Genomic DNA, 14,153 nt, shown 5'->3' with positions numbered 1-14,153 from the left:
CGGACGCCCTATGGGGGCGGTCAGCCCTGCTTGGGTCCGGCCTGCTGTACGACCTCGAAGGACCACAGCGTCGACCCGGAAGCGGCGGGCTTCTGCTGCGGCGCGCCCTCGCCGCCGCGCTGATGGGCGGCCTTCATCGGGCCCTCCATCCACGCCTGGAAGTCCTCCTCGCTGCGCCAGCGCGTATAGACGAGGTACTGGTCGGTGCCCTCCACCGGCCGCAGCAGTTCGAACCACTCGAACCCGTCGGAGTTCTCGACCGCTCCCGCCCGCGACGCGAAGCGCTTCTCCAGCACCTCGCGCTGCTCGTCGGGGACCGTCAGCACATTGATCTTCACGATGCTCATGGATCCATCCTGCCTCAGCGCCCCACCGACCCCGGGCGGGACCCGGCCGGGGTCACACAGACCAGGAGTCGGCCGGGTCGTCCAGCCACCCCCGCTGTCCATGGCGACGTTACGACCGTCACAGCGGTGTGTCAGCGCCCCGGCCGTCTCGCTCGTGCCGGTGCCCACGTCGAGACGGCCACATCAGGTCGGGCATGCTCAGACCAATGCGTTCCGCCGAACGATCTCCTGGGCACGGCCGGTGAGGTCCCGGACATACCGGTTCGCCTGATGCGGCCGGAGGCGTCGCCGCATGGTGACGAAATGCTCGTCAGCACGCGCGGAAGACAGACGCTCGTAGTCGTCCAAAAAATGTCCCCACGTGGCGCAGGCCGCTTCTAGATGGCCCATTTCAAGCTGCCGCTGGGCGAGTAATCCGTTCGCGTGGGCGCGGCCCTGCCGCTCCACAGCCGGGCGCACGCGGTTGGAATCCTTCATGGCCTTGACGGACCCCGGTACGTCCCCCAGCGCATAGAGGACACTCGATACGTGGAAGTGGTACGCGGCCTGGTCGTATCGGCCGATGGCATCCCGGCGGTTGTCCGCCTTTGACAGCGCGCTCTCCGTCTCGGAGAGACGGGCGAAAGCCTGCTTACGATCGCCTACGAGCGCGGCACCGTGCGCCTGCTGTCCCGTGAGGAAGGCGCGCAAGCGGGGCCCAGCGGCCGGCGCTGCCTCCGCGGCCGAGTCGGCCAGCTCCAGAGCCTTCCTGGCGTGCTTGAGGTTCGCCGCTTGTAATGCCATGCCGCGCAGAGTGCGGCAGTACGTGACGTGATCCTCCGCTGCGGCGGCCAGCTCGAGCGCCTTGACGTAGTACCGCTGGCCGAGGCCGTGAGCCTTCTCATACATGGCCATCCAGCCAGTCAGATAGACCAGGTCGGACGCGGCGGAGAGCATGTCCGACCTGACGGCGTCCGAGGCTCCTGCCCTGAGCCAGGGAGTCACGGTATTGACCAGGAAGGCCGCTGCCATGGGGCGGGCATGTGCGCCTCCCGACTCGTCAAGGATGTCGGCGATGCGCTCCGTCATGATGCGCACCGTGTTCACCTCACCGGCCCCGATCCGGGTGGTGCGCCCCGTGGTTTGGTGCCGCACGCGCTTCGTCAGGTCCTCGTAGACCGGGATGGGGAGGGCGGCGGCATACAGGGCGGCCGTCAGCACCGCGCGGCGCGAGGGGTCCATGTCTGCCCTTCCGGTGTCAACCAACCCCTCAATGGGGTCAGCGGTTGAGTAGGAGGGCGCCTCGGGCCCAACCAGGAGCGGAGCGCCGAACCCGGCTTCCGCGCTGGTGACCGGTCGGCCAAGGCGCCGCGACAGCGCTTCCAGGATGGCGGACCGCGCCTTCCGCTGTGGGGTAACCCCCCTCAGCCAGTGCGTAACGGCGGACCCGTCGTAGCGCAGGGCAAGGTCCATCTCTGCGCCCACCCGGTTCACGGCCGCGACGAACTGGCGGTTCGTCTCCCAGCGTGCCTCGACCAGCAGTCTTGCCAGAGCCTCATTGGCCTGACGCTCCGCCATGGGCATCAGCTCCCGAACTTTCAAGCCGTGCAAGCTTTGGGACTACTCACACGGTACCGCTGGATCACGCCCCGTAGTTGCGTAGTGCGTGCCAGGTGACCACCCGGCGTCAGTGCCGAGCAACCGGGGAGTGAAGCAGTGGAACATGACGAGTGGACGAGGACGGCGGAGCGGTGAGCGCGGATACGCCTCCTCAGGAGACACCGCAGGGCTCCGGCCCGCGCCCCACTCCCCAAGAACTGGAGCAGCGCGCGGAAGCTCTGAGCAAGGAGATCCGCAAGCACCTGGACCGGGGGACACGACGGTGAAGTCGTTCACGGTGCGAACTGCGGCGGTAGGGCAGGACGGGGTATGACCGACGAAACCCGGGCCTGTGCGAAGTGCCGGGCGTACACCGCGCTGCGCGAGAAGGCCAAGCAGGACGGGGACTACGGCAAGGCGACCACGTACGAGATCTTGCGGCGTCGTCACCCGTCTCACGCCCAGCCGGAGCGGGCGGCCCAATGGGGGGTGCCCGCGTGAAGGAGCCGAGAGGCGGGCAGGAATGGACGACCGACTCCCGGAACGTCAAATTCCCTGAGGAAGCGAAGGCGCAACCCGCCCCTGAAACTTTCTAAGCGTTTGCCTTCGGGCTGGACTGTGCGTCGATTGTCAGAGGCGCGCAGTACGGTCCGATCATGGCAGCCACAATTGATCTGACCTTCGACTGCACGGACGCCCAGCTCCTCGCCGAGTTCTGGAAGACCGCGCTGGGCTATGTCGACGAGCCGCCGCCTGCTCCCTTCAAGACGCGCGAGGAGTGGCTGGCGCAGTTCGATCTGCCGGAGGACGACTCCGCGGACGACGGGGCTTGGCTCTGTGATCCGGAGGGTGTCGGGCCCCGGCTGTCGATCCTGAAGGTGCCGGAGCCCAAGACGGCGAAGAACCGGCTCCACATGGATATCCGGGTGCCGGTCCATGGCGGTGCCGAGGAGCGGTGGGCGCGGATCAGGGTGGAGGCGGAGCGGTTGGTGAAGGCGGGTGGGACGGTGGTGGCGGAGTTCGACGGGCATCACATCTTCATGGCCGACCCTGAGGGCAACGAGTTCTGCGTCGCCGCCGCCTCGGCGTGAGGGGTGCCGACAGGTCAGGCCGGCGGGTCGGGCCGAAGCCCTGGTCAGTGGGCGTAGGCGAGCAGTGTTTCCAACTCATTCGTCTAGGGTGTCCGGTCGAACTGTTCACCGAACTGGGGGAGGTGCCGTGCGAGCGGCCGTACGCGCGGGAATAGCGGGCCATGCCGTCATGCTGACGGTCCTTCTCACCGGGTGCGGCGGCACGGACGCGTCGCCTGATCCGGGGCGTCCCGCCGCGACGGGGGGCCCGTCGGGCGCCCCCTCCACGGCGCCCGGCGTCGACGGCGATGTCGACCCGGAACAGGTCTTCACCGAAACCGAGCTGAAAGCTGCGCTTCTGCCCGCCGGGGCGTTGGGCAGGCACGCGAAGGTCACCGGGACGTACCTGGGGCTCTTCGGCCGGTACGGGGGAGGCGACTGGACCCAGTGCGAGCCCGGGGAAGAATTGCGCGTGGAGATGAGGGGTTTCGAGGGGGCCAGCGCCCAGCAGACCGTGCATCTTGCACGCGCCGCGGAGAACGGCCGGAACATCACCGTACAGCTGGTGTCGATGCCCGCCGGGCGCACCGAGCGCTATCTGGAGATCCGGCGCCGGCTCCACGAAGCCTGTCCGGACGTCAGCGTCGACACGGAGGCCGCCCCCTTCCAGGAGCACCACGAGGCCCGGGAGGTCGCTGCCCTCGGCGACGAGGCGCTGCTGGAGATCTCGCGGCAAACCGGCGGTGACGAGTACGACGGCTCTCCGTCCTACGCCGTCGACGTCCGCGTCGGAGGCGTGCTCGCCATCGTGACGTCCGGCGGTGACAAGAAAACCGGCATCTCCCTCGCCGCGCGGACCGCCCAGCGGATCCGCACTGAGCTGTACGCGACAGGCGGGACTTCGGACTGACTCGTCCAGCAGGGGAGCGGCGCGGAGTTGATCCGACCGCCGAGCATCGTGCCCGTCGGCCGCGTCGCCCGGGCCATCCACGCCGTCCGTTCCGGCCACTCCGTCCGGGTGAACCTCGATCACGAAGGATTGACGGCCTGGCCGGAGGTGGCCTACCCGGCGGCCGGCCGGTACGTGCACACCTGTACGCCCGTGCCGCTGGTGGCCGTGGATGCCAGTTCCAGCGTGCGCAGCATTCCGTCGACGGGGAAGATGGTCTTTCCGCCGCCGAGGATCACCGGCATGTGCATCAACAGCAGCTCGTCGAACAGCCCCTCGTGCAGGAGAGTGCGGACAAGCGTGGGGCTGCCCATGACCAACAGGTCGCCGCCTTCGGCACCGTGCAGCTCGCGGATGCGGGCGACGGCCTCGCCGCCGGCGATGCGTGTGGTGTTGTTCCAGGTCAGCTGGTCGTCGCCGAGGGTCTGGGACACCACGTACTTCCGGATGGAGTTCATCTGGTCGGCGAACGGGTCGTCGGGCCGCTCGGGCCACGCCGCGGCCATCGTCTGCCAGGTGCGGCGCCCGAACAGCAGCGCGTCGGCCTTGGACAGCGCGTCCGTGATGGCGCCGCCCATCACCTCCGGGTCGAAGAACGGGTGGGTCCAGCCGCCGTGCGCGAAGCCGCCCTCGGTGTCCTCCTCGGGGCCGCCCGGGGCCTGTACGACGCCGTCGAGGCTGATGAATTCACTGATCACGATGCGCACGGGACTCGCTCCTCCTGGTCGTTGCGTGGCTTACGGCGATAAAGACCGCCGGGCCGCGCCAAACTCATCGAACCCACTCGATCCGGCGGCGATCCGGCGGCGAACCGTCGGCGTGCCGCGAGGCACACCGGAGGGCGCGGTCAGAGCGTGCGGCCGAAGAGGTCCAGCAGCGCTTCCCAGTGGCGCTTGGCCCCGTCCTCGTTGTACGCGGCGGTGTCGGCCTGGGTGAAGCCGTGCTGCGCGCCCGGATAGACCTCGCTGCGGTGGCGTACGCCCGCGGCCGTGAGCGCCGCGTCGAGGCGGTCCATCTGCTCGGGCGGCATCGAGGAGTCCTGGTCGGCGTGGGCGAAGTACACCTCGGCGGTGATGCGGTCGGCGACCAGGTGCGGGCTGTCGGGGGCTTCGGTGGCCAGGTCTCCGCCGTGGAAGCCGGCCATCGCCGCGACCCGCTCGGGGAACGCGCCGGCCGTACGCAGGGCCAGGCGGGCGCCCATGCAGTAGCCGGTGACGCCGACCGGCCCGTCCGTGGCCTGCGGACAGTCGGCCAGCCAGCGCAGATAGGCATCGGCGTCGCGCATGGCCGCCTCGGGGGTGAGCGACGGGAGGAAGGACATGAGCTCCTGGAAGACCTCGGGGCGTGTGTCATGGCCGATGAAGTCGGGGAGCTCCACCAGCGGTGCGCGGCCGTGGCGGTAGAAGACGTTGGGGATCAGCACGGTGTAGCCCGCCTCGGCCAGGTGGTCGGCCATCTTCCACAGGTGCGGGCGCGGCCCGAAGATGTCCATGTAGAGCAGTACGGCGGGATGGGGGGTGTCGTCGACGGGGTGGGTCAGATAGGCGTCGGCGGTGCCGTCCGGGGTGGGAATATCGACAATTGTTCCGTGTGCATCGGTCATAGGCGTCACTCGCTCCTCTTGCGCCTCGTATGTCTGCGTCAGAACGCTACGCGGGTCGGGCCTTCGACGCCGGGACCGTCAACGGGTGCCGCGGGTCACATTCGCGGTGCGGACCGAACGCCTGATGAAATTGGGGCAGACCTCACGAGTTCATACCTCACGGATTCATCCCGTCGACCGAGCGGTACTTTTCGGACAATCCTCGACGACGGTCAGGTGACGAGGGGGTGTTCCGCGTCTGAGTACAGGGCTCAGTAAGGTCTCAAATATCCCGACCGAATGACAAGGGCGAGTGGGGGAGCAGCAGGGCGTGACGAACGTGGAGCGAAGCGGACCGGGGAGAACTCCGGATACGGGGCCCCGCCCCGGTCCCGTCGGGGCACGGATGTCACGGAACGCACTGGTGCTGGGAGCACTGTGGCTCCTCGCCGGTGTGCTGGCCGTCCGTCAGGCCGCGGCCGTGCTGCGGCTGCCACCCGACGAGCGGCTCACCGACCTCGAGACCTGGATCGGTGAGGAGGGCGTCCTCCATGTGCGCGGATCGCTGTACGACGGGGACGCGTTCACCGGGACGCCGTTCTCCGGGCTGGTCCTCAAGCCGCTGACGCGCGCCGCCGAGCAGAGCCTCGGCTACGCCTGGACCTTCGGCACCCTGCTGCTGGTCGTGGTGCTCGGTCTGGTCGCGGCGCGCTCCCTGCCCGGCCCCGTCTCCCGGCGCACCTCGCTGCTCGCCGCGCCGGTGGCGATCAGCCTGCTGGTGCTGTCCCTGCCGGTACGGAACACCTTCACGCTCGGCCAGACCAGCATCATCCCGGTGCTACTGGTGCTGTTCACCGTGCTGCCCAGGACCTCGGAGCGGCAGACGGGTGTGCTGATCGGGGTCGCCTCGGCGCTGCAGCCCGCGCTGCTGCTGTTCGGGGTGGTCCTGTGGCTCATCGGGCGGCGGCATACGGCGGCCGTCGCGGGCGCCACCTTCGCCGCCTGCTCCGCGCTGGCCTGGGCCCTGATGCCGCATGACTCATGGACGTACTGGATCCACCACTTCGGCGGCGCCGGGCTCGGCGGGCCCCCGGACGGCCTGGCCAACCAGTCCCTGCACGGGCTGCTGCTGAGGGTCGGCTTCTCGGGCCCGGCCGAGCTGGCGGTGCTCGCGGTGCTCGCGGTGGCGGTGGCCGTGGTCGGTCTGCGGCGCGCCGCGCACTACGCCGAGGACGGGCAGCTGCTGCTGGCGGCGGCGATCACCGGCAGTGTGGCGCTGGCGATTTCGCCCACGTCCTGGCAGTACCAGCAGCTGTGGATCCTGCTGGCCGTCGTCGGGCGGGTCGGCAAGCGCGCCTCGGACCGGCTGGTGTGGCCGGCGCTGGTGGTGCTGGCGATGACCCTCAACCGCGAGGCGCTGCTGCCCGATATCGACATTCTGGGTCATATCGGATATAACGCACCGCTGCTGGCGGCTCTCGCCGCCGCCTGCCTGGTGCCCTTCCTGTCCCGCACCTCCCCGGCGTGGGACAACCCGGACCCGACCCCGGTCGTGGAACCGGTCCAGGGGCGCTTCGCCTGGGTGCCGCTGCTGCGCTTCGTACGGCGGCCGCTGTCCCGCCCGAACCTCATGCTCGAGTTGATGTTCATCCGTATCGGTTACTTCGGGTACTCCTACGTCCGCGCGCACGCCCCCGACTCGCGGACCCTCGCGGAGAGCCATGGACACCAGGTCCTCACCGCCGAGAAGTGGCTGCATATCGACATCGAGCACTGGTTCAACGGCGTGGTGGCGGACACGCCATGGCTGAGGGACAGCATGAACTGGTACTACAACACCTTCCACTTCCTGGTCCCGCTGTCCCTGCTGGCCTGGCTGTATCTGCGCCGCCCCGTCACCTACCGCTGGGCCCGCACCCCGCTCGCCTTCGCCACGCTCCTTGCGCTGGTCGGCTTCTGGCTCTACCCGACCGCCCCGCCCCGGCTGATGGGCCTCGGCTTCATCGACACCGCACACGGTCCGCAGGACCTGGACAATCCGGACTTCGGCGCGCTGACCAAGCTGTCCAACCAGTACGCGGCCATGCCCTCGCTGCATGTGGGGTGGTCGCTGTGGTGCGGGGTGGTGATCGCGCTGGTGGCGCCGTATCTGTGGATGAAGATCCTCGGGCTGATGTATCCGCTGATGACCACCGCGGTGATCGTCGGTACGGCGAACCACTGGGTGCTGGACGCGGTCGGCGGTGGGGTGGTCGTGGCGGCCGGGTTCGGGCTGCAGTATCTGCTGTTCGGCGTCGGGAAACGGCCCAAGGAAGAGGCCGCCGGTCCGCTGTGGCCGCCGCTCCCCAGGCTCCCCAGGCTCCGCAAGCGGGAGCCGGAGCCCGCGGAGGAGTCTGCTTCCGCGCCCGTCGCCTCGGTGCCGGGGCAGGCCAAGGCGCCCGTCCTCCCCGAGACCGCCGAGCCGACAGAGGTGGCCGGGCCGGGCTCGCGTTGAAGGGTGTGACGAACGGCCTTAGCGTGGAAAGCAGGGGACGGGTCCGGCCGGGCGGGATGTGGCGCGGGGCCCGCGCCCGGGGGCCAATCAAGGGGGGCCCACGCTTGGAGGAGTGATCCCCCATGTCTCTTGCCATGGCGGTCACGGCGGCGGCCGCGGCATCGATGGTCGCGGTATCCCCTGCGGTGTCGCCCTGTCCCTTCGTGGTGGTCCACGCGAAGTTCGCACCGGCCGCAGAGGCCAGTAGCCACAAGGCGGTGACGTACAACACCAAACTGGTGCCCGTCTCCGCCAAGGTCGTCGTCGTGCAGTTCCTGGGTAAGTGGCACGGTGGGGGCGAATACCGCCACCACCATCAATGGCAAGGCGCCCCCCAGGCCGCACAGACCACACCGAGCCCGACGGGCACCCCGACCACGCCCAGCCCGACCGGCACGCAAACCTCACCGAGCCCGACGGGTACGCCGAGCCCGCACGGTACGCAGGGCGAGGGCAAGGGCACCCGGGTCATGGTGTGGGTGCGCGGCCTCAAGGCGAACCACACCTTCGGGGTGCATGTCCATACGAAGACCTGCGGGACCATGCCCAATGACTCGGGCCCGCACTATCAGAACATGAAGGACCCGAAGCAGCCGTCGACCAACCCGAAGTACGCCAATCCCCACAACGAGGTGTGGCTGCAGGTCACCACCGACAAGGACGGCGACGGCCACGCCATGACCCATGTGAACTGGCGCTTCCGGGACTCGGAGGCGCGCTCCCTCGTCTTCCACGAGCATGCGACCGCCACGCACAAGGGGCATGCCGGGGAGGCGGGCGCGCGGGTGGCGTGCGTGAAGGTGCCGTTCAAGGGATAACGCGTCAAGGCCTGTGTCAAGGCACGCGCGTCAAGGCGTCAGCGGCGCGGGGGTCAGCAGCCCGCGCCGCACCGACGCGTCGCGGACCTCCTCGTACAGCGCGCGCAGCGTCTCGCTGACGGCCACCCGCGGGAGTTGCAGCCGGTCCAGGGCGTCGGCGTCCATGGCGGCGTTGGTGTCGGTGGGGACATCGTGCCAGCCCTGGCCGGTGAGGTACCGCATCAGCGCGGGGTTGAGCCGGTCCACCCCGCGCACCAGGCAGGCCTCGGGCGTACGGCCCTCCTCGTACTCGTGCCACAGGGCGAGGAACTCGGGGCGCAGCGCGCCCGGCAGCGAGGCGAAGGGGTCTTCAGTGACGTCATCCGCGGCATTGGGATCGGCTGAAGCGTCGAGTTCGACCAGGTCGTGCATCAGGCAGAGCTTGAGCATCTTGGTCAGGTCGAGGCAGTGGCCGGCCTCCCGCTCGAACTCGGCGTGCAGTATCCAGCTGACCATCGCCAGATGCCAGGAGTGCTCGGCCACGCTCTCCCGGCGCGTCGGCGTGGCGTTGTTGGGGCGCTCGATCTCCCGTAGCCGGGCCGTGAAGGCGATGAAGTCGAAGAGTCTTCGAAACTCGTGCTCATGCTGTGCGCCGGGCGTGCCGCTCGTGCCGCTCGTGTCGTTCATGGCGGACAGTGTGCCCCCGTGCGGGGCTGCAGCGGCACTCCCGGGGCGGGGCGGGGCGTCAGGGGTCACCGGCGGTCAGCCGTAGTTCACCTGCAGCTCCTTGATTCCGTTCAGCCAGGGCGACCGCAGCCGCCTCGGATCGCCCGCGAGCCGGATGTCCGGCATGGCGTCCGCGATCGCGTTGAAGATCAGGCGGATCTCCAGCTCCGCGAGGCTCTTGCCGAGGCAGAAGTGCGGGCCTCCGCCGCCGAAGCCCAGGTGGGGGTTGGGGTCGCGGGTGATGTCGAAGTCCTCGGGCCGGTCGAAGACCTCCGGGTCGTGGTTGGCGGAGGAGTAGAAGATGCCGACCCGCTGACCGGCCGCGATCCGCTGTCCGCCCAGTTCGGTGTCCTGGGTGGTGGTGCGCTGGAAGGACATGACCGGGGTGGCCCACCGTACGATCTCGTCCGCGGCGGTGGCCGGGCGTTCGCGCTTGAACAGCTCCCACTGGTCGGGGTGGGTGAGGAAGGCGTGCATACCGTGGCTGATGGCGTTACGGGTGGTCTCGTTGCCCGCGACCGCGAGGAGCAGGACGAAGAAGCCGAACTCGTCGGAGGCCAGATTGCCCTGGTCCTCGGCGGCGACCAGCTGGCTGACGATGTCCTTGGCCGGGCAGGCCTTGCGGTCGGCGGCCAGGTTCATGGCGTACGAGATCAGCTCCATGGCCGACTCCGCGCCGATCTCCTCGGTGATGGCGAGCTCCGGGTCGTCGTACGCCACCATCTTGTTGGACCAGTCGAAGATCTTGGTGCGGTCCTGCTGGGGAACGCCGATCAGCTCGGCGATGGCCTGCAGCGGCAGTTCGCAGGCCACATCGGTGACGAAGTCCCCGCTGCCGTCCTCCTTGGCCCTGGCCACGATCCGCGTGGCGCGCTCGCGCAGCGCGTTCTCCAGCGCGCGGATCGCGCGCGGGGTGAAGCCGCGCTGGACGATCTGGCGGACCCGGGTGTGCTCGGGCGGGTCCATGTTGAGCATGATCAGCTTCTGGACGTCGATCTGGTCGCGGTGGATGTGCTCATTGAAGCGGATGATCGCGGTGTTGAGGTGGGAGGAGAAGATCTCCGGCTTGGTCGACACCTCTTTGACGTCGGCGTGGCGGGTGACGGCCCAGTACCCGTCGTCGTCGAAGCCCGCGACTCCGTGTGGCTGGGGGATCCACCACACCTTGGCGGTCTGCCGCAGCTGAGCGAACTCCGGGAACGGCAGACGCTGCTGGTAGAGGTCGGGGTCGGTGAAGTCGAATCCTTCGGGAAGCGCTGGGCAGGACATCGGCCACTCCAGATCTGACGGTCTATCAGAAGTGTCGGAGAAGGTAGTAACGGGTTCTACAAGTGGCAAGTGTCATGGCCGCCTTTGTTGCGCACAACGGGCGCACATGCGTGAGGGGCGGCTCAATAACGGGCATGCAAGCCCCTTGCGTCGCCGGGCCGGGTCTCAGCAGACTGATTGAAGAACTAGAACGCGTACTAGTTCTGTCGCGGGCGCTGCCGGGAGCCCCGCGGAATCAGAGAGGACGGACGAGTCATGGCCGCGGAACCCGTCATCGTCGAAGCCGTACGCACGCCCATCGGCAAGCGCGGAGGGTCACTCGCCAATCTGCACCCCGCCTATCTGCTCGGTGAGACATACCGCGAACTCCTCGCCCGTACCGGTATCCAGCCCGACTGCGTCGAACAGATCGTCGGCGGCACGGTCACCCACGCCGGCGAGCAGTCGATGAACCCCGCCCGTAACGCCTGGCTGGCCTGCGGCCTGCCGTACGAGACCGCGGCCACGACCGTCGACTGCCAGTGCGGCTCCTCGCAGCAGGCCAACCACATGGTGGCCAACATGGTCGCGACCGGCGTCATCGACGTCGGCATCGGCTGCGGCGTCGAGGCCATGTCGCGGGTGCCGCTCGGCAGCGGCTCCAAGCACGGGCCCGGTAAGCCGTTTCCGGACGAGTGGAACGTCGATCTGCCCAACCAGTTCGAGGCGGCGGAGCGGATCGCGCGCCGCCGCGGGCTCACCCGGGAGAAGGTCGACGCCCTCGGCCTCCTCTCGCAGGAGCGGGCCGCCCGGGCGTGGGCGGAGGAGCGCTTCAAGCGCGAGACCTTCGCGGTGCAGGTGCCGACGACCGAGGACGAACAGGCGGCCGGACAGGGCATGTGGCGGCTCGTCGACCGCGACGAGGGGCTGCGCGACACCAGCATGGAAGCGCTCGGCGGGCTCAAGCCGGTCATGCCGACCGCCGTGCACACCGCGGGCAACTCCTCCCAGATCTCGGACGGCGCGGCCGCGGTGATGTGGGCGTCCAAGCGTATGGCGCGGGCGCTCAAACTCAAGCCGCGCGCGCGGATCGTCGCCCAGGCGCTGGTCGGCGCCGATCCGCACTACCACCTGGACGGGCCGATCGACGCGACGCGCGCGGTGCTCGGCAAGGCGGGGATGACGCTCAAGGACATCGACGTCGTCGAGATCAACGAGGCGTTCGCGTCGGTGGTGTTGTCGTGGGCGCAGGTCTTCGAACAGGACCTGGAGAAGGTGAACGTCAACGGCGGCGCGATAGCGCTGGGGCACCCCGTGGGGGCCACCGGCGCCCGGCTGATCACCACGGCGCTGCATGAACTGGAGCGGGCGGACAAGGAGTTCGCGCTGATCACGATGTGCGCGGGTGGCGCCTTGGCGACCGGGACGATCATTCAGCGCCTTTGACCGACGCTCATTCAGTGCCTGTGACCAGGGCGTGCAGGGCGGGCCGCAGGGCGGCGGCGATCTGCTCCGGGGAGGCGCGGCGCAGATCGTCGATGCCGAGCAGCTGATGGCCGATGGTCACCCCGACCATGGTGGCGACGGCCAGCGCGGCGTGCAGCCGGGCGTCGTCCTCGGCCCGGTGGTGCCCGTCTTGATGCTCGCCCTCGTGCCCGGCTGAGATGGCGGCCGCGACCTCGGTGATCTGATGGCCGAGGGCGGCGCGGGCCGCCTCCGCCGCCTCCGGGTGGGTGAGCATGGAGCGCAGCATCGCCAGCGAGGCCTCCGGCAGCCCGCCGATCTTCAACTCCAGCGACGCCAGCAGCGAATCCGTCAGCGCCTCGGGGTCGCCGCTCCGCGGCCGACCCTCCGCCCCTGCCCCTGCCCCCGCCCCCGCGACCGAGATCCGTACGGCCTGGGAGAACAGCTCCTGCTTCGAGCCGAAGTACTGCATGACCAGCGCGGGGTCGATCTGCGCCGCCGAGGCGACCGCGCGGATCGTGGTCCGCTCGAAGCCGCGCTCGGCGAACAGCTCGCGGGCGGCGGCGAGGATGCGCTGCTCGGTGTTGCGGCGGCGCTCGGCGCGGGTGGGTCCGGCTGCTGCGGTCATGTCTCCGACTCTACCGATCGCTCTACGGCTGTTGACTGAGGGCGGCACCCTCGCTCTACACTCGTTGAGTCAACACACGTTGAGCGAACCTGTACGAGTGAACGGAGCGCATCGTCATGCCCGAAACCACCGCCGCCGCGCCGCGTGAGATCGTCGAGCGCTTCCATCGCGCGATGCTGAACAAGTCCGCTGACGACCTCGCCGATCTGTACGCGGTCGACGCCCGCCATGAGTTCCCGTTTCTGTTCCCCGGGCTGCCCACCTGCTTCGACGGGCGCGAGGAGATCCGGGCGGGCTACCGGGCGATGTGGGGCGCGACCCCCGTGGAGCCCGAGACGATCCGCGATGTGGCGATCCACGAGACCGCCGAGGCGGGCACGGTCGTCGTCGAGCAGACCGTGGTCGGGGCGCTGGCGCCGACCGGCCGCCCCGTCACCGTCCCGGGGATCCTGGTGATCCGGGTCCGGGACGGTCTGATCGTCCACACCCGCGACTACATGGACGGACTCGGCGTCGCCGCTGCCACCGACCGCCTGCCGGACCTCGTCGCCGCGCTCGGCGGATAGCGCCGCCGGTCAGCACGGCAGTCGCCCGGGGGCTCGAGTCGGTCGCGAGGGCCGTCTGCTTCCTTACGCCTTGGTCAACGCCGACCGAGTCGAAGGGAAGCGACAAACATGTCAGCTCGCCGCATGCTCACCGGTACGTTTCTGGGGCTTGGAGCCCTGCTCATGACCACATCCGCCCTGGCCCCGGCGGCCGTCGCCGCGCCGGTGCCGGTCACGGCGCTCAACTGCGACGGCAACACCTACAAGTGCGCGGCCAATCTGCAGTACGGGGACGGGAAGTGGTTGGCCGACTGGTCGGTGAACGTGTACCACCAGGGTGTGGGGTCGGGGTCGGAGTCGTCGTCGGCGCGGGGCGCGGCGGCGCCGGTGCCGGTCACGGGGCTGACCTGTGACGGCAACACGTACAAGTGCACGGCGAAGCTGCAGTACGGGGACGGGAAGTGGATCGCTGACTGGTCGGTGAACGTGTACCACCAGGGCGTGGCGTCGGGGCCGTCGTCGGTGCGGAGTGCGGCGGCGCCGGTGCCGGTCACGGGGCTGACCTGTGACGGCAACACGTACAAGTGCACGGCGAAGCTGCAGTACGGGGACGGGAAGTGGATCGCTGACTGGTCGGTGAACGTGTACCACCAGGGCTAGCCGCTCCCGGAAGTCGCGGGTGGTAC

The 14,153-nt window shown here is 69.3% G+C and carries 16 protein-coding genes; 9 read left to right on the top strand and 7 right to left on the bottom strand.

Annotation, left to right across the window (positions count from 1 at the left end):
* Window positions 1–20: 20 nt before the first annotated feature.
* Together ACWDSL_RS10635 and ACWDSL_RS10630 are read right to left on the bottom strand one after the other, a co-directional pair.
* Window positions 21–347 carry an antibiotic biosynthesis monooxygenase family protein gene (locus ACWDSL_RS10635; RefSeq protein ID WP_450483791.1) on the bottom strand — a complete coding sequence of 109 codons (327 nt, stop codon included), beginning with the start codon at window positions 345–347 and terminating at the stop codon, window positions 21–23.
* Between the two features lie 198 nt (window positions 348–545).
* On the bottom strand, window positions 546–1,904 hold the full coding sequence (locus tag ACWDSL_RS10630) for a hypothetical protein (RefSeq protein ID WP_450483789.1): 1,359 nt from the start codon (window positions 1,902–1,904) through the stop codon (window positions 546–548).
* Between the two features lie 152 nt (window positions 1,905–2,056).
* Here ACWDSL_RS10630 and ACWDSL_RS10625 point away from each other — a divergent pair, with 152 nt between their 5' ends.
* The 4 genes from ACWDSL_RS10625 to ACWDSL_RS10610 all read left to right on the top strand — a co-directional run bounded on the left by ACWDSL_RS10625 (window position 2,057) and on the right by ACWDSL_RS10610 (window position 3,905).
* On the top strand, window positions 2,057–2,212 hold the full coding sequence (locus ACWDSL_RS10625) for a hypothetical protein (RefSeq protein WP_450483787.1): 156 nt from the start codon (window positions 2,057–2,059) through the stop codon (window positions 2,210–2,212).
* A 43-nt stretch (window positions 2,213–2,255) separates the two neighbouring features.
* Window positions 2,256–2,426, top strand: coding sequence for a hypothetical protein (locus tag ACWDSL_RS10620; protein WP_450483785.1), 171 nt, complete (start codon window positions 2,256–2,258; stop codon window positions 2,424–2,426).
* Window positions 2,427–2,581: 155 nt separating this feature from the next.
* A complete protein-coding gene (locus tag ACWDSL_RS10615) occupies window positions 2,582–3,016 on the top strand; it encodes a VOC family protein (protein ID WP_450483783.1) in 435 nt (144 codons plus the stop codon).
* A 169-nt stretch (window positions 3,017–3,185) separates the two neighbouring features.
* A complete protein-coding gene (locus tag ACWDSL_RS10610; protein WP_450483781.1) occupies window positions 3,186–3,905 on the top strand; it encodes a hypothetical protein in 720 nt (239 codons plus the stop codon).
* A 152-nt stretch (window positions 3,906–4,057) separates the two neighbouring features.
* On the opposite strand, the gene ACWDSL_RS10605 is transcribed toward ACWDSL_RS10610, so the two are convergent.
* The gene (locus ACWDSL_RS10605; RefSeq protein ID WP_450483779.1) at window positions 4,058–4,651 is read right to left on the bottom strand and encodes a dihydrofolate reductase family protein; all 594 of its coding nucleotides are present in this window, start codon (window positions 4,649–4,651) and stop codon (window positions 4,058–4,060) included.
* Window positions 4,652–4,791: 140 nt separating this feature from the next.
* The gene (locus tag ACWDSL_RS10600) at window positions 4,792–5,547 is read right to left on the bottom strand and encodes a dienelactone hydrolase family protein (RefSeq protein WP_450483777.1); all 756 of its coding nucleotides are present in this window, start codon (window positions 5,545–5,547) and stop codon (window positions 4,792–4,794) included.
* 385 nt (window positions 5,548–5,932) lie between these two features.
* Between ACWDSL_RS10600 and ACWDSL_RS10595 the strand changes: the two genes are divergently transcribed.
* Entirely contained in the window at window positions 5,933–8,020 is a 2,088-nt protein-coding gene (locus ACWDSL_RS10595; protein ID WP_450483775.1) for a bifunctional glycosyltransferase 87/phosphatase PAP2 family protein, read from the top strand.
* Window positions 8,021–8,142: 122 nt separating this feature from the next.
* Window positions 8,143–8,877: a superoxide dismutase family protein gene (locus ACWDSL_RS10590; RefSeq protein ID WP_450483773.1), complete on the top strand. Its 735-nt coding sequence runs from the start codon at window positions 8,143–8,145 to the stop codon at window positions 8,875–8,877.
* Between the two features lie 30 nt (window positions 8,878–8,907).
* Here ACWDSL_RS10590 and ACWDSL_RS10585 read toward each other — a convergent pair whose 3' ends face one another.
* Both ACWDSL_RS10585 and ACWDSL_RS10580 read right to left on the bottom strand, forming a co-directional pair.
* Window positions 8,908–9,543, bottom strand: coding sequence for an HD domain-containing protein (locus tag ACWDSL_RS10585; RefSeq protein ID WP_450483771.1), 636 nt, complete (start codon window positions 9,541–9,543; stop codon window positions 8,908–8,910).
* Window positions 9,544–9,618: 75 nt separating this feature from the next.
* Window positions 9,619–10,851: a cytochrome P450 gene (locus tag ACWDSL_RS10580; RefSeq protein ID WP_450483769.1), complete on the bottom strand. Its 1,233-nt coding sequence runs from the start codon at window positions 10,849–10,851 to the stop codon at window positions 9,619–9,621.
* Window positions 10,852–11,106: 255 nt separating this feature from the next.
* On the opposite strand from ACWDSL_RS10580, the gene ACWDSL_RS10575 reads away from it, so the two are divergent.
* Window positions 11,107–12,276 carry a steroid 3-ketoacyl-CoA thiolase gene (locus ACWDSL_RS10575; RefSeq protein WP_450483767.1) on the top strand — a complete coding sequence of 390 codons (1,170 nt, stop codon included), beginning with the start codon at window positions 11,107–11,109 and terminating at the stop codon, window positions 12,274–12,276.
* 7 nt (window positions 12,277–12,283) lie between these two features.
* On the opposite strand, the gene ACWDSL_RS10570 is transcribed toward ACWDSL_RS10575, so the two are convergent.
* Window positions 12,284–12,922, bottom strand: coding sequence for a TetR/AcrR family transcriptional regulator (locus ACWDSL_RS10570; RefSeq protein ID WP_450483765.1), 639 nt, complete (start codon window positions 12,920–12,922; stop codon window positions 12,284–12,286).
* 116 nt (window positions 12,923–13,038) lie between these two features.
* Between ACWDSL_RS10570 and ACWDSL_RS10565 the strand changes: the two genes are divergently transcribed.
* Window positions 13,039–13,488: a nuclear transport factor 2 family protein gene (locus tag ACWDSL_RS10565; RefSeq protein WP_450483763.1), complete on the top strand. Its 450-nt coding sequence runs from the start codon at window positions 13,039–13,041 to the stop codon at window positions 13,486–13,488.
* A gap of 162 nt (window positions 13,489–13,650) precedes the next feature.
* On the top strand, window positions 13,651–14,127 hold the full coding sequence (locus ACWDSL_RS10560; RefSeq protein WP_450483761.1) for a hypothetical protein: 477 nt from the start codon (window positions 13,651–13,653) through the stop codon (window positions 14,125–14,127).
* Window positions 14,128–14,153: the final 26 nt, after the last annotated feature.

The sequence above is a fragment of the Streptomyces sp. NPDC000941 genome (genome assembly GCF_053599555.1).
The sequence above is the reverse complement of the archived record's forward strand: the minus strand, read 5'-3'. Positions and strand labels throughout refer to the sequence as shown.